Genomic DNA, 18,255 nt, shown 5'->3' with positions numbered 1-18,255 from the left:
ATAAAACTGTTCTGCCTATGCAGCAAGTGGTTTCAAGTTGAAACCTATTGTGGAGAGCGACATGAATCTGCAGGTGGTGAACGGCGTGGCAGCAGGAGCGGAGCGGTCCGACAGGCTGCTGCAGGCAACACCAGCGTCACCACTGGGACTGTCCGGCATGACGGCGCTGGTCTTCGCCATTGCCTGTGGCCTGAGTGTTGCCAACGTCTATTTCGCTCATCCGCTGCTCGATGCCATCGCGCATGATTTCGCCATCGCGCCCGCCTCGGTCGGCATCGTGGTGACGGTCACGCAGATCGGCTATGCGCTCGGCCTGTTCTTCATCGTGCCGCTGGGCGACCTGTTCGATCGTCGCAAGCTGATCGCCGTTCAGGCAGTCCTGTCCGCCGTCGCGCTGAGTGCTGTCGGGATTGCACCGAGCGCTGCAATGCTGCTGACAGGCCTTGCTGTCGTCGGACTGCTTGCCGTTGTGGTTCAGGTGCTGGTGGCCTACGCCGCCGACCTCGCCGTGCCGTCCGAGCGGGGGCGGGCGGTCGGCACCGTCACCAGCGGCGTCATCCTTGGCATCCTGCTTGCCCGCTTCGTTGCCGGCGTTGTCGCCGACTTCGCTGGCTGGCGCTGGGTCTATCTGGTCTCGGCGGCGCTGACGCTCATCATGGCGCTGGTACTCTACCTCATCCTGCCGCGCCACGAGGCGGAGCGGCCACGCACGCCCTATCCGCGCCTGCTCGGCTCGGTGGTACTGCTGTTTGTGCAGGAGCCGCTGCTGCGTGTGCGCGCGGTGCTCGCCATGCTGATCTTCGCCAGCTTCAACGTGCTGTGGGCGCCACTGGTGCTGCCGCTGAGTGCCGCGCCATTTTCACTCTCGCATACCGAGATCGGGCTGTTCGGCCTTGCCGGGGTCGCCGGCGCTCTCGGTGCTCGCTGGACAGGCGGCCTCGTCGATCGCGGGCGCGGCCAGCTAGTCACCGGTCTCAGCCTGCTTTTGATGATGGGGGCCTGGCTGCCGATCGCCTTCATGGGCGTGTCGCTGTGGCTGCTTGTCGCCGGCATCGTCATGCTGGATCTGGCGATCCAGGCCGTCCACGTCACCAATCAGAGCCTGATTTTTTCGCGCCGGCCTCATGCACGCAGCCGCCTGGTGGGCGGCTACATGATCTTTTATTCGCTCGGCAGCGCGCTCGGCTCCATCGCCTCGACCATGACCTATGGCGCCATGGGCTGGAGCGGCGTCTGTGTGCTGGGCGCCAGCATCGGCCTGCTGGCGTTGCTGGTCTGGGCACTGACGCTGCGCGTTGGCCAGTAGGCCTTACTCCGCATCGATCTGGTTCTGCGGCGCGGCCTTCTGGAAGGCCGGCAGCGCCATGCAGGCGGCGTTGATGCGGGTGATCGTCGGGTAGGGCGTCGGGTCGACGCCGAAACGGGCGTTGCTGGTGATCTGTGCCGCCAGGCAGATATCGGCGAGCCCCGGCGCCTCGCCGTGGCAGAATGTTCCGGTCTGAGGTGAGGACGCTAGGATCTTTTCAAGCGGCTGAAAGCCTTCGTTCACCCAGTGGCGGAACCAGTTGGTGATGTCCTGGTCGCCGGCGCCGAACAAGGTGCGCAGCGAGGTCAGCACCCGCAGATTGTTCACCGGGTGGATGTCGCAGGCGATCATCTGCGCCAGCATTCTCACGCGCGCCCGGCCAAGCGAGTCCTTCGGCAGCAGCGGCGGCGTGGGCTGGACCTCGTCGAGATATTCGATGATCGCCAGCGACTGCGTCAATAGCGTGCCGTCGTCGAGCACCAATGCCGGCACCAGCCCCTGCGGGTTGACCGCGAGATAGGCCGGTTCCAGATGCTCGCCATGGCGCAGATGGTGCGGGACGTAGTCATAGCTCAGCCCCTTCATCTCCAGCGCGATCCGCACTCTGTAGGAGGTGGAGGAACGGTAATAATTGTGCAGGACGATGTCGCTCATGGCTTTGTCGTTCACGACCGCGGTTGGCCGATCGTCACTTCGATCGTGCCGATGCCGTCGACGCCGCCGGTCATCGTCTCACCGCGCTTGACCGCGCCGACGCCGGCGGGCGTGCCGGTGAAGATCAGGTCGCCGGCTTGCAATTCGACTGCTTCGCTGCAGATTGAGACAATGTCTGCTATCGGCCAGATCAGCTCGCTAAGGTCGGCATCCTGTTTCACCGCGCCGTTTACGGCAAGCCAGATACGCCCCTTCGTCGGGTGCCCCGATTTCTGTGCGGGCACCAGAGGGCCGCAAGGGGCGGAATGGTCGAAGGCCTTCGACCAGTCCCAGGGCCGCGCCGCCTTCTTGGCCTCATCCTGGAGGTCGCGGCGGGTGAGGTCGATGCCGACGCCATAACCCCAGACGTGGTCCAGCGCCCGCTCACGCGCAATGCGGAAGCCTGTTTTTCCGATCGCGGCCACCAGCTCGATTTCGTGGTGCAGATTGGCCGTCAGCGGCGGGTAGGGGAACACGGTGCCGGAATCGACCACGGCGTCGGATGGCTTGGTGAAGAAGAAGGGCGGATCGCGCTCGTCATTGCCGAACTCGCGCGCATGCGCCGCATAGTTGCGGCCGACGCAGAAAATCCGCCGCACGGCAAAGCGCTCGGCCGACCCGCTGATGGCGACTGAAGGCGTTGGCGGCACGGGAAGGACAAAGGCGGTCATGGGGGTCTCTGCGTTGGCTATCGGGATGATGGCGGCACCTTCGGCCGATTTCGGGAACCGGGCAAGGCGTCGCTCTTCATAAAGCATTGGCTTTGTCGGGGCCGTATAAGTAATTCAGGGTTCCCATCACCTTTGCAGCGGCCTATCAACCGGCGATAGACTATTTGCTAATAATCCGACCAAGGTCGCGGGGCTATGGTGTGGCAGGTAAACCGGAACGAGCCACATGACAGTACCCAACGATCGCGCCCGGTTCCTGATCATCGACGACCATCCGCTGTTTCGCGAGGCGCTGCACAGCGCCGTGCAGATGGCCTATCCGGAGGTCGACACGGTCGAGGCGCGCTCGATCGCCGAGGCGCTCGATCTGCTGGCCGACGCTAAGCCTTTCGACCTTGCGCTGCTGGACCTCAGCATGCCCGACGTGCACGGCTTCGACGGGCTGCTGCAACTCAGGACCCGCTATCCGCGCCTGCCGGTGGTGATCGTGTCGGGATATGAGGAGCCGCGGATCATTTCCGAGGCGCTGTCCTATGGCGCCGCCGGCTTCATCCCGAAATCGGCGCGCAAGAGCGATCTGGCCGCCGCCATCCGCTCGGTGATGGACGGCGCGATCTATGTGCCGGAAACCTATGAAGGCCAGCCGGCCGACGCCGACAGCATCGACCGCGCCGACATGGTCCAGCGTCTGTCCAAACTGACGCCGCAGCAGTTGCGGGTGCTGCAGATGCTGCGCCAAGGCCTGCTCAACAAGCAGATCGCCTATGAACTGCAGGTGGGCGAGACCACGGTCAAGGCGCATGTCTCGGAGATATTGCGCAAGCTCAATGTCTACAGCCGCACGCAAGCGGTGATCGAGGTCTCGAAGCTGGACAATGCGGAGCTTTTCAGGGATCAGGCGGGGTTTTGAGCTTTTACCCTCCCCCTCGTGGGGAGGGTATGGAGCTAAGCCAGCAAATGCGCCAGCAGCGCGCGCAGTTGCGCCGGCTTCAGTGGTTTGCGCATCAGTTCGATGCCGTCGGCGCGCGCTGCCTTGGCGACGGCTTCGGAATTGTCGGCGGTGACGATCAGCGCTGGCACTGCGCGGCCGAGATAGTCGCGGACCTCCGATATGGTGGCGGTGCCGAGGTCGCCGCCGTCGAGATGCTGGTCGGCAATGATGATGTCGGGCACCCAGTCGGTGTCGCCGAGCAGGTCAAGCGCGTCGTCGGTCGAGGTCGCGGCCCGCACCAGGCACTGCCAGCGCTCGAGCAGGAAGGTCATGGCCTCCAGCACCTCCGCGTCGTTTTCGACCAGCAGCACCTTGGTGCCGAACAGGCCGTAGCCGCGTGACCGCTCCAGGGCGGTGGCGCTGGCGATCGCGTCGGCGGGGGCACCGATGCCGACGGGGACATCGATATGGAAGATCGTGCCGCGCCCCACCTTCGACGAGAAGGTCACGGGGTGGCCGAGCGCGCCGGCCATGCGGCGCACGATGGCAAGCCCGAGCCCAAGGCCGCCGCTGTCGAGCCCGGCATTGGCGGGCAAGGTGCCGCGATGGAATTCCTCGAACACCGCCTCGCGCTGGTCCTCGGGGATGCCGCAGCCGGTATCGGCGACATCGATGCGGATCGTATCGCCGCGATGCCTGGTGCCGACGAGCACGCCGCCCGAGCGTGTATAGCCCAGCGCGTTGGAGAGGATGTTCTGCAGGATGCGGCGCAGCAGGGTGCGGTCGGAGCGGACCACGGCGTTGACCGGTCGGAACTTCAGCGACAGGCGTTTCATTTCCGCGACCGGCTGGAAATCCGAGCGCAGCGACGAGAACAGCGCCTCCAGGCTGACGTCGCCGATGTCGGGGTGCACCACGCCGGCATCGAGCTTGGAAATGTCGAGCAGGGTGCGCAGCAGGTCCTCCATCGTCTCCAGCGAGCGCTCGACCTGCCGCACCAGTTTCCTGCCTTCGTCGCTGGTCTGCACCTCGGCGAGCGCCGAGACGGACAGGTGAGCCGCGTTCAGTGGCTGCAGCACGTCATGGCTGGCGGCGGCAAGGAACCTCGTCTTGGACAGGTTCGCGAACTCGGCGTTTTCCTTGGCGGCGCTGAGGTCGATGTTGGACTGTTCCAGCCGCCGCAAGGTCGAGTGCAGTTCCTCGGTGCGCGTGCGCACCCGGTTCTCGAGCGAGATGGCGGTCTGGAACAGCGAGAAGGCATTGCCTTGCTGATCCATCGAGCGCTCGACGCGGCTGACCAGGGCGGCGTTGATCTTCTTCAGCTTTTCGAGGTCGTTTATATCCTTGAGCGGCATCTTGTTACTCTGCGGCCCCTATTCCGCCGCTTGCCGTTCGCCAAAGGCAATGCCGGTGAAGGTCTGGTTCAAATGCATCGACCGGTACTGTTCGCCATACGTGCCGAAGCCGACGACATTGTTGACCCGGTAGAGTTCCGAAATGTCACGAAAAACTTGCCGGTTGCGCGCATCGAGCCGGCGTAGCACGCAGTCGAAGCCGAGGATCAGGTCGATGCCGCCAAGCCTCTCCTCGACCTCGCGCAAGGCCGCGCGTGTCGATTCCACCATGTCCTTGGGCTGGGCGATCGACAATACGACGCCGTCGTCTATGGCGCAGAAGAACGACAGCGAGCCGTCGGCGTGCATCCTCTGGATCGAGCGGCAGTAATATTCACCGCCCACCTTCACCACCACCGGGTGCGAGGCGAAGCTCAGCGGCGTCAGGGTCTGCGGGACGATACCGACGGAAGCGGCATATTCTTCCGCCGCATTGGTGGCGTTGAACTCGCGTACGATGCGGTGATCGGCATCGGACGCCGTGACCACCAGTTTTTCGTCGGTCGGAACGAAATTGTCGGTCTTGAAGACGTGGAACGGAATTTCCGTGGCGATCAGCACGATGATGGCGCTGTCCGAGGTGACCCTGCCGTTCGAGATCAGCCGCGTCGTCTCGAATTTCAGATCGTCGCCGGCCGAGCCACCGAGCAGAGGTATGTCGTCAAGGCCCCAGTGGATGGCCGAACTGACCGCTTCCTCTGCATAGGACAGCCCATCGATGAAGCAGAGCGCGAAGGTGTTCCTGGTCCGCTCCCCGCCGACCCGGACGCGCAGCGTGCGCCGCAGGGCCTCGACCTCGCCGGTGATCCTGTCCATGCCCGACGAGGATAGATTGTCGACCATGGCGCTGACCGCGGTGAACGACGCCGAGGGAAGCAGCATCGCCAGCATGTGACCTTCCTCTAGCCCCTGCGGCGTGATCTCGCCGGCGGTGGAGCAGCCGGCATGGTGGAGCCCCGGCGCGTGCGCCGAGAGTGCTCGCGACAGGGCGCCGGCCTCGACAAGGCTCTGGGAGAAGAACACGAGGGCAAAGCCGGCGTCGATTGCCGCGGCCTCGCTGGCCACCGCGCGAGCGAAAGCATCCAGGTCGGGCTCGTCCGTGGTCAGCGCCGACAAGCCGCAGGCGTAGCGCGTCCGTGAACTGGTCAGCGGCGTTCTCCCGCATTTCCTCCGACGCTGTTTTTATACGCGGCTGTTTTTACAGGCTTCTGGCGCGCGGGCGTCGAAGGATATTGTTGCTTCCAATCGGCGTTTTGGCAATGGGGCGAGGGGAATGCGCCTTCGACCTTGGCCATGACCGAAAGTACAATGATCCGCCTTTTCCGTCGCGCTGTTTTTTGTGCGTTGTGCAGTGTACGAATAACGCATGGCCGAAGTGCCAGCGGCGCGTCGGCAGCGTGATGACCAAGGTTGATACCCAGGGAGGATTCATGTCGGACGTTTCGTTGATGGTGAACGGCAGGCGGGTCAGCGGGGCCGCCGAGGACCGAACGCTGCTGGTTCACTTCCTGCGCGAGAATCTCGGCCTGACCGGCACGCATGTCGGCTGCGACACCTCGCAATGCGGGGCCTGCGTCGTCCATGTCGACGGCAAGGCGGTGAAGTCCTGCACCATGCTCGCGGTACAGGCGTCCGGCTCGAGCATTGTAACGATCGAAGGTCTCGCCAATGGCGCCGACCTGCATCCCGTGCAGGCCGCCTTCAAGGAACATCACGGCCTGCAATGCGGTTTCTGCACGCCTGGCATGATCATGGCGGCAACCGACATGATCAACCGCCATCCCGAAGGCCTCGACGAGGCGACGGTGCGAGCCGAACTGGAAGGCAATATCTGCCGCTGCACCGGCTACCACAACATCGTCAAGGCGATCCTCGCCGCATCGAAGACGATGGCAAAAGGGGCCAAGGGCAAGGCGAAACAAGCTGCGTGAACGAGCGGTAGGCAGTAGGCAGTAAGGCAGTAGGGAACCGGAACCAGTTTTTCCCTACTGCCGTACTGCCCAACTCACCTGCTCCCCTACAATCTCGGGAGGAATTTCTGATGGGCATTGAAGGTGTTGGCGCTCGGGTCGCGCGCAAGGAAGACAAAAGATTCATCACCGGCGCCGGCCGCTATGTCGACGACATGGTGGTTCCCGGCATGAAGCATGCCGCCTTCGTGCGCAGCCCGCACGCGCATGCGCAGATCAAGAAGATCGACGTCAAGCGAGCGCAAGCCATGCCCGGCGTCATCGGCGTGCTGACCGGCAAGGAGCTCAAGGCCGATGGCATCGGCAACCTCATCTGCGGCTGGATGATCCATTCCAAGGACGGTTCGCCGATGAAGATGGGCGCCTGGTCGCCGTTGGCCGTCGACAAGGTGCGCTATGTCGGTGACGCCGTCGTCGTCGTCGTGGCCGAGACCAAGGGGCAGGCCCGTGATGCGGCAGAGGCGGTCGAGATCACCTACAAGGAATTGAAGGCCGTCGTCGAAGCCACCAAGGCGCTCGAAAAGGGCGCGCCGCAGATCCATGCCGAGGCCGAGAACAATCTGATATTCGACTGGGAGATCGGCGATGCCAAGGCGACCGACGCGGCGATCAAGGCAGCGGCGCATGTCACCCGCATGAAGATCGTCAACAACCGGCTGGTGCCGAATGCCATGGAGCCGCGCGCGGCTCTCGGCCACTACGACAAGGCCGAGGACCATTACACCTGCTGGACGACCTCGCAGAACCCGCATGTCGCGCGGCTGGTGATGAGCGCCTTCTACAATGTCGCGCCGGAAAACAAGCTGCGCGTCATCGCGCCGGATGTCGGCGGCGGCTTCGGCTCCAAGATCTACATCTATCCCGAAGAGATCGTCTGCCTGTGGGCTTCCAAGAAAACCGGCGTGCCGGTCAAATGGGTCGCCGACCGCACCGAGAGTTTTCTCTCCGACGCGCATGGCCGCGACCATGTCTCGACGGTGGAAATGGCTTTCGACAAGAACAACAGGATCACCGGGCTGAAGGTCGACACGATCGCCAATCTCGGCGCCTATATGTCGCTGTTCTCGTCCTGCGTGCCGACCTATCTCTACGCGACGCTGCTTTCGGGCCAGTACGACATTCCGGCCATCCACGCCAATGTGCGCACGGTCTATACCAACACGGCGCCTGTCGATGCCTATCGCGGGGCAGGGCGGCCGGAAGCCACCTATCTCCTGGAACGCACGATGGAAGCGGCCGCGCGCGAGCTTGGCGTGTCGCCTGCCGAATTGCGGCGCAAGAACTTCATCACCTCCTTCCCGCACCAGACACCGGTGATCATGAACTATGACGCCGGCGACTACGGCGCCTCGCTCGACGCGGCCATGAAAGCTTCGGACTATGCCGGCTTTGCCAAACGCAAGGCGGCGGCCGCCAAGAAGGGCCTGCTGCGCGGGATAGGCATGAGCTGTTACATCGAGGCCTGCGGCATCGCGCCGTCGGCGGCGGTCGGCTCGCTCGGCGCCGGTGTCGGCCTTTGGGAATCGGCCGAAGTGCGCGTCAACGCCGTCGGCACGATCGAGGTGCTGACCGGCTCGCACAGCCATGGCCAGGGCCACGAGACGACCTTCGCGCAACTGGTCAACCAGCGTTTCGGCGTGCCGATTGATTCGGTTTCGATCGTCCATGGCGACACCGACAAGGTGCAGATGGGCATGGGCACTTACGGTTCGCGCTCGGGCGCGGTCGGCATGTCGGCGATATCAAAGGCACTCGACAAGGTCGAGGCCAAGGCCAAGAAGATCGCCGCCCACTTGCTCGAAGCCGACGAGGGCGACATCGTCATCGAGAACGGTGCGCTGAAGGTTGCCGGTACCGACAAGAACGTGCCGTGGTTCCAGGTGGCGCTGGCCGCCTATACCGCCCACAATCTGCCGGCAGGGATGGAGCCCGGATTGAAGGAAACGGCCTTCTACGATCCGTCGAACTTCACCTTCCCGGCGGGCTGCTACATCTGCGAGGTCGAGATCGAACCGGAGACCGGAACGACAGAGGTCGTCCAGTTCGTGGCCGCCGATGATTTCGGCAACATCATCAATCCGATGATCGTCGAGGGCCAGGTGCATGGCGGCATCGCGCAAGGGATTGGCCAGGCGCTGCTGGAAGGCGCCCACTACGATGCCAGCGGACAGCTGCTGACCGCGAGCTACATGGATTACACCATGCCGCGCGCGGGCGACCTGCCGTCGTTCAAGGTCTCGACCTCGAACACGCCATGCCCGGGCAATCCGCTCGGCATCAAGGGTTGCGGCGAGGCCGGCGCCATCGGCTCGCCGCCGGCGGTGATCAACGCCATCACCGATGCCATCGGCATCGCCGATATCGCCATGCCCGCCTCGCCGCCCACCGTGTGGGCCGCGATCCGCGCCGCGAAGCACTGAGGAGGAACAGCCATGTATTCGGTCAACTACCATCGCGCCGCCTCGGTCGCGGATGCCGCCAAGCTGGTGAAGAGCGGCGACGCCAAACTGCTGTCCGGCGGCATGACGCTGATACCTGCCATGAAGACGCGGCTGGCGGCTCCTTCCGATCTCGTCGATCTGTCGCGCATCAAGGAGATGCAGGGCGTCAAGGTGTCGGGAAAGACGGTCACCATCGGCGCGGCCACCACGCATTTCGACGTCTCCAACGACGAGAAGCTTAAGAAGGCCTGCCCGGCAATTGCCCATCTGGCGTCGCTGATCGGTGACCCGGCGGTGCGCTACAAGGGCACGATCGGCGGTTCGATCGCCAACAACGATCCGGCGGCCGACTATCCGGCGGCCCTTCTGGCATTGGGCGCCACCATCGTCACCAACAAGCGCGAGATATCGGCCGACAAGTTCTTCAAAGGGCTGTTCGAAACGGCCTTGAAGGATGGCGAGATCATCACGGCGGTCTCCTTCACCGCGCCGGCCAAGGCGGCTTATGAAAAGTTCCGCAACCCCGCTTCTCGCTATGCAATCGTCGGCGTGTTCGTGGCCAAGGGCAAGGACGGCGTCAGCGTTGCGGTGACCGGCGCCGGTGACGACGGCGTGTTCCGCTCGAAGGAGATCGAGGCAGCCCTTGCGAAGAACTTCGACGCCGCGTCTCTCGCCGGCGTGAAAGTGCCGGCGAAGAACCTGATGAGCGACATCCACGCTTCCGCCGACTACCGCGCCAATTTGATCGCGGTCATGGCCAAGCGCGCGGTGGCGGCAGCCAACGCCTGACAGCATCGGTTGCCGACATCAAAGGGGCCATCTTGGCCCCTTTTTCGTACGCGATGGTGTGTAGCCGTGCGGCTCGTGAAGGAATTTCGCCACGCGACTGGTCTTTTGCTCGAAGCATTTCCGGCAGTTTGCTGCCCAAGGAACCGCATCGCCGCCAATCTCGCACTTGCACAAACTTATATTGCACTGCAGTATGGGTTGGGGCGGGAATGCGAGCCGGGTTCGGATATTTACCGCCGTGCCCTTTCGCATGCCAATGCGAAGGATCGGCATGTCCGAAATTACCGCGACCCAGATGGTTCCGTCCCGATCCGCCGTCGACCGATCGGCTAGGACTAGACTGGCCTATCTCGACGGCTGGCGCGGCCTGTCGATCGCCCTGGTGCTGATCGGCCATTTTTTCCCGGTGCCCGGAATCAATCTGGGCGTGCTTGGCGTCGAATTCTTCTTCGTGCTCAGCGGCCGGCTGATGGCCGAGATCCTGTTCATCGAACGCTACCCGCTGAAGAAGTTCTTCAAGCGCCGCTTCTCGCGCATCTACCCGGCGCTTCTGGTCTTCGTCATCGTCACCATGATCGCGCTCTCCGGCACGTTCATCGCCTTCAAATGGAAGGCCGCGCTGACGGCGCTGACATTCACCTACAATTACGCCGGAATTCTCGTCACCCGCGCCGGAGCGCTCGACCATATCTGGTCGCTTTGTGTCGAGGAGCATGCCTACATCATCCTGGCGTTGATCAGCGCGCTCGTCTCCAGACGCAATCGCGTCATTCCTTTGCTGGTGACGCTCGCCTTGCTCGCAATGGCCAATGGCGCGGTGTCGTACTGGGTGTTCAGGCTGGACTACGAGGCCACCTACTGGCGCACCGATGTGCACATCGCTTCGATCCTGCTTTCGGCTTCGATCTGCCTGCTCAAGGCCGAAGGCCGCCTGCCGGCGGTGCTGAAGGGGCCTTATGTCGCCCTGGCAGCGGCGGCGGTCGCGGTTTTGCTGTTCATGGACCCGGTGCCGACGCCGATCCACTATCTCCTTGCGGTGCCGCTGCTGGCGCTGGCTGTCAATGCGCTCGATTTCAGCACGCCAATCTTTTCCAAATTGCTCTCGTCCTGGCCCATGGCGACGTTGGGCCTGTGGTCATACTCACTCTATCTGTGGCAGCAGCCCTTCTACAAATTCGTCTATGAACAAGGCATCAGCCCGTGGCCGATGCTGGCCGGGGTCTTTGCCTGCGCGCTCTGCAGCTATTACCTCATCGAGCGGCCGGTGCGTGAATGGTTGAACCGCAACTGGTGATTCAGGCGTCATCGCGCCGAGGCACTGTTGTTGCGAGCCTGAGATAGCGCCGCAGGCCGGCTTCGCCACGCGGCGTTGTCCAGCGATGGTTCCAGGCGAAGGCCGGCCGCAGCAGGGGTGCCAGGAATTTGAGGATCGGCCTCTCGACAGTGACCTGCCAGGTCAGTTGGACATGGGTGCCGCTGCCTGACGGCGACAGTTCGGCCCGCCATAGCCCGTCGAAGTCGCCAAAGGTTTTCACGACGACCAGCCTGCCAGGCTCGAGTTCGGCGGCCTCGATGATGAAGTTCAGCTCATAGGGCAGGGCGCCGCGCGCCCGTGCCCTTGCCCGCGAGCCGACTGATGCCTTGCCCTTGCGGTCGAGCGGAACCACTTCCTTGTAGACCTCGCCCCACCAGAGCGGGAGCAATTCGGCGTCGGAGAGCACGTCCCACACTTGCTGCGGCGTGCCTTCGGGAATGTCCCAGCTTTCGTCGAAGCGGAAGACGTTGCTAGGCATCGCGGTTCCTCCATTTTGGCGGAACGCTTATATTAGGAGAATCTTCTTTATTCGGCCAGCAATCAGGTGACGATCTGCTTGACGTAATAACGCACCGCTTTCTTGCCACCGTGGATCACCGCTTCGCCGACCTCGGTAAAGCCCAGCGCGGCGTGGAAGGCATCCGAGACGGGGTTGGGCGGATCGGCGTTGACCTCGCAGGTGACCAGCGTGTGGCCGGCGCGTTCGGCATGTTCGAACAGGTCCTCATAGAGCCGGCGCGCATGGCCGCGGCCCCTTGCATGCGCCGCCACGACGACGCGGTCGACATAGATGAAGCGTTCGTAGCGTTCGCGGAACCAGATGAAGTTCGGGCTGTCGTAGTTGGCTTCCTGGTCGAAGGTCATGATGAAGGCTTCGAGATCGCCGATGCGCCGTGCGTAGAACGCCTCGCCGAGCAGGAACGACAGCCGCTCGGCTTCGAGCCAGGACAGTTCGGCGGCATGCTCGTTGTTGAGCGCCAGTACGTCCCCTTCGTCGCCTTGCGCTATGCGGTCTATCGGGGCGGTCATGCCTTGGCCGCCGCGATCGTCGCCGCCACCTGCGGTGTGTCGGTCACTGTGTTGCGGTATTCGCGATCGAGATCGGAGCCGCCCATGCCAACCTTGGGATTGCGGTAGTGCATCGCGCTTGGCACGTCCTTCAGCGCTGCAAAGTGCATTTCGGCCAGTCCGGTCCTTTGGCGCACCTCGGCGATGTTGCCGAGATCGAGCCCGCCGCAACCGAGGATGATGATGCGGTCGCCGGCCTGCCGCACGAGATCCGCCAGTAACGACAAGCCTTCGATCGCGGTGTCGCGTTGGCCGCTGGTCAGCACGCGGCCGACCTTGCAGCGGATCAGCGCTTCCAGCGCCTCGGCCGGATCGCGTGTCATGTCGAAGGCACGATGGCAGGTGACGTTCAGGGAGCCGGCGGCCTCGGTCAATTCGCTCATGCGCTCTTCGTCGATGGTGCCGTCGGCGTTCAGGCAGCCGAACACCACGCCCGGCACGCCGAGATCGCGCAGCGCCGCGACATCGGCGAGCATCGAGCGGTATTCGGTCTCGCTGTAGAGAAAATCGCCGCCGCGCGGCCGCACCATGACGTGAAACGGCACGGTCGCCTGGTCGAGAGCCGCGCGCACCGTGCCGAGGCTCGGCGTGATGCCGCCCTCGACCAGGCTGGCGCACAGTTCGACCCGGTCGGCGCCGGCGGCCTGCGCGGCGAGCAGGCCATCGATGCCTTCGACACATATTTCGATCAGCGGTGGGTGTGTTTCCGTGGTCAAGGGGCGATCCAGTCCATGATGTTGCGCAAAGCCCTAGCACCCGGGCGGCTGGCGCGAAAGCGTGAACGGCGCACCGCCATTTGGACCAGCCGCACATTTCCCCGCTTGACAGTCTTATAACTGTGTAGTTATGAATAACCCATAGCTATACGGTTATGGATTGACCGTTGGCCGTGCGGCGGCAGCCGAAATTCCATCTGCTGAAATCCCGGATGCGCTGCTTCCGGGCTCGGCAAAACACGTCCTGACGAAACGCCTAAAAAGGAGAAGACCATGCAAGCCAGACTCAAGAATCCCGTGATGCTCATCCCAGGCGCCCTGCAGGCGCTGCTGGCGTTGGACAAGTCGACCGAGGCGGCCGACATACCCTATGTGACGCGCAAGCTCATTCATCTGCGCGCCAGCCAGATCAATGCCTGCAGCCTCTGCGTCGACATGCACGCGCGCGAACTGAAGAAGGCCGGCGAGAAGGACGAGCGCATTTTTGCGCTGGCGGCATGGCGCGAGACGCCCTACTTCACCGACGCCGAACGGGCGGCCCTGGCGCTGGCCGAGGCCGGCACGAGGCTCGCCGACCGGCCCGACGCCGTGCCGGACGATGTCTGGGACGAAGCCGCCCGCCACTATGATGAAAAGGCGCTTGCCGCGCTGGTTGTCCAGATCGCCCTGATCAACGCCTTCAACCGGCTGAATGCGACGACACGACAGATGGTCGGCAGCTGGGGCTGAGCACTGGTCCTGCGCTGGGGGCAGGATGGTTATCCGATACGGAGCGGGTAGGCGGGCGGCGTGTTGCCTCTCGCCTTTCGGCACATGAGCATGACGCTTGGCTACTGCCGCAATTCCGTGTTCTTGGCGCCTTGCTCGACCTGGTCGATCACAAGGAGCTTGACCGGGCCACCGCCGATGTTCGTGGCCTGATGCCACTGGCCGATCATCTCGATGATGAAATCGCCTGTTTTGTAGGTGTTGCTGTTGCCGGACTCGACATTGGTGACCTTCAGCGTTCCGGCCTCGACATAGGCATAGCGCGGGAAGGGGTGCCGGTGCACCGGCAAGGTCGCGCCCGGCGCGATGTCATAGGTCGACACCAGCACCTGCACGTTCTTCTGCGGCAGCGTGATCGGCTGGCCGGAAGCGGTGGTCGTGCGTGATGCGAGCGGGGTGACGACGACAGGCGTGCTGCTGCTGTCCAGTGCCAGAGCGCAATTCGCGTAAAGCGCAACCGCGGCCAGCAGAACCGAAACCAGGATTTTGCGCATGATTCCTCCCTGAACCGAGGCATCTATCGCGCGGCGGACAACCGCGCGCAAGCGGGAGCGGGGCGACATTGCGATGAATTGGCTCCTTCAACCCACCAGCCGAAGTCCTCCCTCAAGCTCTGCGGAGGCAATGCCGGTTTTCGACGTTGCCGAAATTTGACGCAGAACAATGTGCCACCGGATCGCCGGCCCTACAGAATTGCGTTCAGTCGTAGGAGTTCGGGCTTGATGTTTGATGCAATGACAAGACGCACGGTGGTAGGCACGATGGTCTCCTTTCCGCGTATAGGGGCCGCTGCACCGGAAGAGATTTTTGCCGCAAACTCGAACGAAAGTCCCATCCTGGCGGGTTTTCGGCGCTGGGAGGCAATGATGAATTCGATCTCCCTGGACATTTCCGACCGCGATCTGAAACGCGTCTATCAAGACATATCGGAGATTGCGAAGGCCATGCTCGCCAAACCGGCCACAAATACGCGCGAGTTCGCGGCGCAGTTCCTGGTTGTTTGCAGCGGCGACGCGATCGAATACCGGCGGGCCGCCCAACATCTCCATGCCCATGCGCAGAGCATTGTCGGTATGGCGTGAGGGGGCACCGTGGGATGGCTCCGCAGGCTTCGACAACTTCAACGCAAAGATTGACCTCGCTGTTAGGCCCCCACGTGATCCATCGCAAGCTCCTTAGGAAGCAATGGTGAAACATCGATTTTTATAGCGCTCGCCCCGGGCTGCCCTCTCGTCTCCGCCGGCTTTGATCTACCTTTAGCGCGCGATCGAAGACGGGTCCGCTTCATTTGATTGATGGATGAAGGCTAATATGAGCAAGTGCTAATAGACGCTCACGTCCTATGTTTTGCAGAGGCTCGCTGGTGGGTGGCCCAATATGACCAAGACGACACTCATTGCTATCGCTGTCCTTGCCATCAGCATCGGCTATGCGGATGCCAAGGACAAGGACCGGCCGGCTTGCACCGCGTCGAGCCCACTCTTCAAAGTTCTCGGTAACAAATGTTTTCTCGTCAAGGGTTCGATGATCTATGGCGACATTGCCGAGCTTTCCCAGATAGTTCGCTTGGGCTGGTAGCCAGGCCAGCGGCATGTTTCGCCATCCTCTTTGCCCTTAAGGTCGAGCATCGTTCGACCACAAACTCAACCTTGCTCACTTTCGGAAGTGGTTGACGATTTGAGATGATGGCGCCGGCGAACTCGCCTTGTTGGAAACGTCTGATTGCCAGTTTGATCTGACGCGGCCTCTTTGCGCGTCATTCGCAGGAGCTTGTCAAAGCGAGCATGGTTTTCCACCGTTAACTCTTTGGATCGAGTTTTCTTGCTGGCGCTTCGGTGACTCGTTTATTAGAGACTCCTTATGGAGAGACGGCACGCAATCCGAAGAATCAGCGATGGGCTCTGGGAGGTCTACGACATAGACAACAACAAGGTTGTACGCGTGGGTGGAGTGCCCTTGACAAACTTGTTGGATGAAGACGCGCTCGACGCGTTGGACCTGATAAGGGATGGCTTCCTGAACCCGGGCCAGTCCAGGAGGACAAAGGCCTAAGCAAGGTGCCAGTTCAGGGCGACTAGTCAGGCGGCGGAAGTTGCAATCCCAAATGCAAACGCTGATTCACAGCGAAAGCGACGGCATCGGACTCACGTTCGAAGGCTCTGGAATAGGTGTTGCCGTCCGTTGTTACGATCCTAACAACCCACTCGCCTAGGGATTGGCTGATTTCCACAGTTGGGGGCGACGGTTTGGTGTCGGCCATGCTCCTGCTTCAAAAACTGATGGTTTCGGAATGTCTCACGAAGTCGGTCGCCCCTCATATTAGCGTTAATAAATACAATGCCATAGATGGCTGGGATTCTCCAAATCGTGCGCAAGCCGGCTTCCATCGTCACCGAGATCAGAAACATGATCCTCCGGTTGCCGCGCCCCCCAAGGGAGATCGCCGTGCCTCTCGAGACTCTCGCCCATACACTTGCCGCACGCGAAAGCGTCTACGTCGACTGCAGCCATTCCATGTGCTGCCGATCGGCCAAACTCGATATACAAGCGCTCACAGGCCGCCTTGAACCCGGCCACCGCTCAATGCATCAGGATCTTGTCGGGCTGTTCGTCTGCTCGCACTGCAAGGCCGCGGGCCGCGATCGGCGCCCGGTGTTCTTGCATTCCTGACTACGAGGGACAGCAACGGGAGCGGAGCCGCGACTGGAAACCGACTTTCGAGCGACGATGAAAGGGGGCCGACGCCTCGTTGGGCGGGGGGCGTTGGGGTAAAAGGCGCCGGCCAGGCGGAAACATGTCCGCCACAAGGACATGCTAATATGCGGTTGCCGCCGGCGCCTATGGTGCGATCGCGGAACGCGCAGGCCGGCAACAAACAGCACCAACGGGGCCTTCTGCGATTGCGGGTTTCCAATCAAGAAGACCTCATGGCTTCCTGATCCTCACCCCAGCGCCGCCGCCATTTTCGGTGGTGAACTCGACGCCGGCCGATTCGAGGGCGCCCTGAGCAGCTTTGATCACGGCCTTGCGGCTGTTACCGTGTTTTAGGATCAACTCCCAGACCAGGTCCGCAGTCAAACCGTTCTCTGAAGCGAAACTTTCGACCTGATGGTCGTGAATAATATCATGCCAGGCCTTATAGCCGCCCATTTGGGTCTCCGCTCTAGGCGCCGCATGGCAAGTATATGCCGCAATGCTAATATAGGAGAAACATGCGAACGAACGACGTAATCAGGCCCATGGCGCGGTCTAGGAGGCTGTTCAGACGCTTCTCGACTGACTGGCGCCATCGGGCGGGTTCATCCGCGCCGGCATACCGAAAGGTCCCAACGTTATGACGTGAGCGGTCATTGGGCGATCTCCCGCTTTGCTTGGTCTATGACGCGGTCCCCTGCGGCGCCTAGAACGTTCGCGATGCGGAGCAGTCGAATGGCTAGGCGAATTTTCGGCCTGGCAGGGAAGTGTCCTTGTTTTCTCCTGCCAAAATCGAAAGCTCGACTTTGACCATCTCGATGTCGAGCTCTCGGTTATTGTCGAGGTATCCGAAAGCACCGGTGGTGACGGTCCCGCCAATCCCGACGACGCCCCCAACTGCCGCAGACGCAACAGCGTTCCAAACCTTGGACGGCATCGCGCTAGCCCCTTTCATTGAAAGTTGGATAGTCGCGCAGGAACGCGTGCGAAAGCAACATCACGACCGGAAGGGATGGGGAAATTGGCGATTGTAGCCCAGACGTAGCCCCATAAGGCAAAAGCGCAATTTCGCGCTCAGGCAGGCATCATTCCTAAGTGTTTGAAAATGTTTGGCTCGCCGGGATCGGTGAAGCCGCGAATTACGAATTCGCTATAGCTCTTCGCCAGAATGCGCCGCAAGCACTCAAGATGCGAAAACGCGACCGAGACCGTGCCGAGGCACTTCGCCTTGCGGGTGTTCGCCAGCCGTCACTTCGCGACCAAGCTGTTGCTCTGGCTCGCAAGGGCGGTGAGGTGCGGACCTGTGAGTTGTCAAATGCAGGAATCCCCCGCTGTTACTTGTCCCGGATGTGCAAGGAAGGCCTGCTCGTGAAGGTCGGCTACGGGCGGTATCGCGCCGCGGTGGTAGATGCATCATCTTGAGGCGCAGGCGACGGCACGGCAGTGTGAAATACGATTTTCACGCTGAGAGGTGGTACGATCTGATGCGGATCCGCGCA

General features: G+C 62.3%; 20 protein-coding genes. 9 read left to right on the top strand and 11 right to left on the bottom strand.

Annotation, left to right across the window (positions count from 1 at the left end):
- Nucleotides 1-61: 61 nt before the first annotated feature.
- On the top strand, nt 62-1,306 hold the full coding sequence (locus AB4Z43_RS01850) for an MFS transporter (RefSeq protein ID WP_019858609.1): 1,245 nt from the start codon (nt 62-64) through the stop codon (nt 1,304-1,306).
- Between the two features lie 3 nt (nt 1,307-1,309).
- Here the strand turns inward: AB4Z43_RS01850 and maiA are convergent, their stop codons facing one another.
- Together maiA and AB4Z43_RS01840 are read right to left on the bottom strand one after the other, a co-directional pair.
- Complete coding sequence (maiA, locus tag AB4Z43_RS01845; RefSeq protein WP_027046927.1) at nt 1,310-1,960, bottom strand: maleylacetoacetate isomerase; 651 nt, start codon at nt 1,958-1,960, stop codon at nt 1,310-1,312.
- An 11-nt stretch (nt 1,961-1,971) separates the two neighbouring features.
- Entirely contained in the window at nt 1,972-2,670 is a 699-nt protein-coding gene (locus AB4Z43_RS01840; RefSeq protein WP_441935598.1) for a fumarylacetoacetate hydrolase family protein, read from the bottom strand.
- A gap of 226 nt (nt 2,671-2,896) precedes the next feature.
- On the opposite strand from AB4Z43_RS01840, the gene AB4Z43_RS01835 reads away from it, so the two are divergent.
- On the top strand, nt 2,897-3,580 hold the full coding sequence (locus AB4Z43_RS01835; RefSeq protein ID WP_032930577.1) for a response regulator: 684 nt from the start codon (nt 2,897-2,899) through the stop codon (nt 3,578-3,580).
- Nucleotides 3,581-3,615: 35 nt separating this feature from the next.
- Here AB4Z43_RS01835 and AB4Z43_RS01830 read toward each other — a convergent pair whose 3' ends face one another.
- Nucleotides 3,616-4,956 (bottom strand): ATP-binding response regulator, encoded by a 1,341-nt coding sequence (locus tag AB4Z43_RS01830; protein WP_441935595.1) that lies wholly within the window; start codon nt 4,954-4,956, stop codon nt 3,616-3,618.
- 18 nt (nt 4,957-4,974) lie between these two features.
- Entirely contained in the window at nt 4,975-6,111 is a 1,137-nt protein-coding gene (locus AB4Z43_RS01825) for an FIST signal transduction protein (protein ID WP_064984113.1), read from the bottom strand.
- Between the two features lie 314 nt (nt 6,112-6,425).
- On the opposite strand from AB4Z43_RS01825, the gene AB4Z43_RS01820 reads away from it, so the two are divergent.
- The 4 genes from AB4Z43_RS01820 to AB4Z43_RS01805 all read left to right on the top strand — a co-directional run bounded on the left by AB4Z43_RS01820 (nt 6,426) and on the right by AB4Z43_RS01805 (nt 11,489).
- Nucleotides 6,426-6,926, top strand: coding sequence for a (2Fe-2S)-binding protein (locus AB4Z43_RS01820; protein WP_064984114.1), 501 nt, complete (start codon nt 6,426-6,428; stop codon nt 6,924-6,926).
- 110 nt (nt 6,927-7,036) lie between these two features.
- Nucleotides 7,037-9,385 carry a xanthine dehydrogenase family protein molybdopterin-binding subunit gene (locus AB4Z43_RS01815; protein ID WP_064984115.1) on the top strand — a complete coding sequence of 783 codons (2,349 nt, stop codon included), beginning with the start codon at nt 7,037-7,039 and terminating at the stop codon, nt 9,383-9,385.
- Nucleotides 9,386-9,397: 12 nt separating this feature from the next.
- A complete protein-coding gene (locus AB4Z43_RS01810; protein ID WP_019858600.1) occupies nt 9,398-10,195 on the top strand; it encodes an FAD binding domain-containing protein in 798 nt (265 codons plus the stop codon).
- Nucleotides 10,196-10,466: 271 nt separating this feature from the next.
- On the top strand, nt 10,467-11,489 hold the full coding sequence (locus AB4Z43_RS01805) for an acyltransferase family protein (RefSeq protein ID WP_064984337.1): 1,023 nt from the start codon (nt 10,467-10,469) through the stop codon (nt 11,487-11,489).
- 1 nt (nt 11,490) lies between these two features.
- On the opposite strand, the gene AB4Z43_RS01800 is transcribed toward AB4Z43_RS01805, so the two are convergent.
- From AB4Z43_RS01800 to AB4Z43_RS01790, 3 genes are all read right to left on the bottom strand, one after another.
- Entirely contained in the window at nt 11,491-11,988 is a 498-nt protein-coding gene (locus AB4Z43_RS01800) for an SRPBCC family protein (protein WP_064984119.1), read from the bottom strand.
- A gap of 62 nt (nt 11,989-12,050) precedes the next feature.
- Entirely contained in the window at nt 12,051-12,539 is a 489-nt protein-coding gene (locus AB4Z43_RS01795) for a GNAT family N-acetyltransferase (RefSeq protein ID WP_064984121.1), read from the bottom strand.
- Nucleotides 12,536-13,294, bottom strand: coding sequence for a copper homeostasis protein CutC (locus AB4Z43_RS01790; protein ID WP_038647295.1), 759 nt, complete (start codon nt 13,292-13,294; stop codon nt 12,536-12,538). Before AB4Z43_RS01790 ends, AB4Z43_RS01795 begins: the two co-directional genes overlap by 4 nt.
- A 273-nt stretch (nt 13,295-13,567) precedes the next feature.
- On the opposite strand from AB4Z43_RS01790, the gene AB4Z43_RS01785 reads away from it, so the two are divergent.
- Nucleotides 13,568-14,023: a carboxymuconolactone decarboxylase family protein gene (locus tag AB4Z43_RS01785; RefSeq protein WP_019858596.1), complete on the top strand. Its 456-nt coding sequence runs from the start codon at nt 13,568-13,570 to the stop codon at nt 14,021-14,023.
- Nucleotides 14,024-14,124: 101 nt separating this feature from the next.
- Here AB4Z43_RS01785 and AB4Z43_RS01780 read toward each other — a convergent pair whose 3' ends face one another.
- Nucleotides 14,125-14,556 (bottom strand): cupin domain-containing protein, encoded by a 432-nt coding sequence (locus AB4Z43_RS01780; protein ID WP_064984123.1) that lies wholly within the window; start codon nt 14,554-14,556, stop codon nt 14,125-14,127.
- A 228-nt stretch (nt 14,557-14,784) separates the two neighbouring features.
- Between AB4Z43_RS01780 and AB4Z43_RS01775 the strand changes: the two genes are divergently transcribed.
- Nucleotides 14,785-15,144: a hypothetical protein gene (locus tag AB4Z43_RS01775; RefSeq protein WP_147377452.1), complete on the top strand. Its 360-nt coding sequence runs from the start codon at nt 14,785-14,787 to the stop codon at nt 15,142-15,144.
- Between the two features lie 202 nt (nt 15,145-15,346).
- On the opposite strand, the gene AB4Z43_RS01770 is transcribed toward AB4Z43_RS01775, so the two are convergent.
- The 3 genes from AB4Z43_RS01770 to AB4Z43_RS01760 form a co-directional block, all read right to left on the bottom strand.
- The gene (locus AB4Z43_RS01770; RefSeq protein ID WP_171880381.1) at nt 15,347-15,655 is read right to left on the bottom strand and encodes a hypothetical protein; all 309 of its coding nucleotides are present in this window, start codon (nt 15,653-15,655) and stop codon (nt 15,347-15,349) included.
- Nucleotides 15,656-16,987: 1,332 nt separating this feature from the next.
- Complete coding sequence (locus AB4Z43_RS01765) at nt 16,988-17,212, bottom strand: hypothetical protein (RefSeq protein WP_038647287.1); 225 nt, start codon at nt 17,210-17,212, stop codon at nt 16,988-16,990.
- A 283-nt stretch (nt 17,213-17,495) separates the two neighbouring features.
- Nucleotides 17,496-17,693 carry a hypothetical protein gene (locus tag AB4Z43_RS01760; RefSeq protein WP_147377453.1) on the bottom strand — a complete coding sequence of 66 codons (198 nt, stop codon included), beginning with the start codon at nt 17,691-17,693 and terminating at the stop codon, nt 17,496-17,498.
- Nucleotides 17,694-17,944: 251 nt separating this feature from the next.
- Between AB4Z43_RS01760 and AB4Z43_RS01755 the strand changes: the two genes are divergently transcribed.
- The gene (locus tag AB4Z43_RS01755; RefSeq protein WP_441936149.1) at nt 17,945-18,178 is read left to right on the top strand and encodes a type IV toxin-antitoxin system AbiEi family antitoxin domain-containing protein; all 234 of its coding nucleotides are present in this window, start codon (nt 17,945-17,947) and stop codon (nt 18,176-18,178) included.
- The last annotated feature ends 77 nt before the right edge of the window (nt 18,179-18,255 follow it).

Origin of the sequence: Mesorhizobium sp. 2RAF45, assembly GCF_052115225.1 — a bacterium.
Classification (GTDB): domain Bacteria; phylum Pseudomonadota; class Alphaproteobacteria; order Rhizobiales; family Rhizobiaceae; genus Mesorhizobium; species Mesorhizobium jarvisii.
The sequence above is the reverse complement of the archived record's forward strand: the minus strand, read 5'-3'. Positions and strand labels throughout refer to the sequence as shown.

Coding starts and splice junctions, on each gene's coding strand:
- AB4Z43_RS01815 (WP_064984115.1), top strand. CDS start 7,037: ATGGGCATTGAAGGTGTTGGCGCTCGGGTCGCGCGCAAGGAAGACAAA.
- AB4Z43_RS01835 (WP_032930577.1), top strand. CDS start 2,897: ATGACAGTACCCAACGATCGCGCCCGGTTCCTGATCATCGACGACCAT.
- AB4Z43_RS01785 (WP_019858596.1), top strand. CDS start 13,568: ATGCAAGCCAGACTCAAGAATCCCGTGATGCTCATCCCAGGCGCCCTG.
- AB4Z43_RS01850 (WP_019858609.1), top strand. CDS start 62: ATGAATCTGCAGGTGGTGAACGGCGTGGCAGCAGGAGCGGAGCGGTCC.
- AB4Z43_RS01840 (WP_441935598.1), bottom strand. CDS start 2,670: ATGACCGCCTTTGTCCTTCCCGTGCCGCCAACGCCTTCAGTCGCCATC.
- AB4Z43_RS01820 (WP_064984114.1), top strand. CDS start 6,426: ATGTCGGACGTTTCGTTGATGGTGAACGGCAGGCGGGTCAGCGGGGCC.
- AB4Z43_RS01765 (WP_038647287.1), bottom strand. CDS start 17,212: ATGGGCGGCTATAAGGCCTGGCATGATATTATTCACGACCATCAGGTC.
- AB4Z43_RS01770 (WP_171880381.1), bottom strand. CDS start 15,655: ATGCCGCTGGCCTGGCTACCAGCCCAAGCGAACTATCTGGGAAAGCTC.
- AB4Z43_RS01810 (WP_019858600.1), top strand. CDS start 9,398: ATGTATTCGGTCAACTACCATCGCGCCGCCTCGGTCGCGGATGCCGCC.
- AB4Z43_RS01760 (WP_147377453.1), bottom strand. CDS start 17,693: ATGCCGTCCAAGGTTTGGAACGCTGTTGCGTCTGCGGCAGTTGGGGGC.
- AB4Z43_RS01795 (WP_064984121.1), bottom strand. CDS start 12,539: ATGACCGCCCCGATAGACCGCATAGCGCAAGGCGACGAAGGGGACGTA.
- AB4Z43_RS01805 (WP_064984337.1), top strand. CDS start 10,467: ATGTCCGAAATTACCGCGACCCAGATGGTTCCGTCCCGATCCGCCGTC.
- AB4Z43_RS01830 (WP_441935595.1), bottom strand. CDS start 4,956: ATGCCGCTCAAGGATATAAACGACCTCGAAAAGCTGAAGAAGATCAAC.
- AB4Z43_RS01755 (WP_441936149.1), top strand. CDS start 17,945: ATGCGAAAACGCGACCGAGACCGTGCCGAGGCACTTCGCCTTGCGGGT.
- maiA (WP_027046927.1), bottom strand. CDS start 1,960: ATGAGCGACATCGTCCTGCACAATTATTACCGTTCCTCCACCTCCTAC.
- AB4Z43_RS01800 (WP_064984119.1), bottom strand. CDS start 11,988: ATGCCTAGCAACGTCTTCCGCTTCGACGAAAGCTGGGACATTCCCGAA.
- AB4Z43_RS01780 (WP_064984123.1), bottom strand. CDS start 14,556: ATGCGCAAAATCCTGGTTTCGGTTCTGCTGGCCGCGGTTGCGCTTTAC.
- AB4Z43_RS01775 (WP_147377452.1), top strand. CDS start 14,785: ATGTTTGATGCAATGACAAGACGCACGGTGGTAGGCACGATGGTCTCC.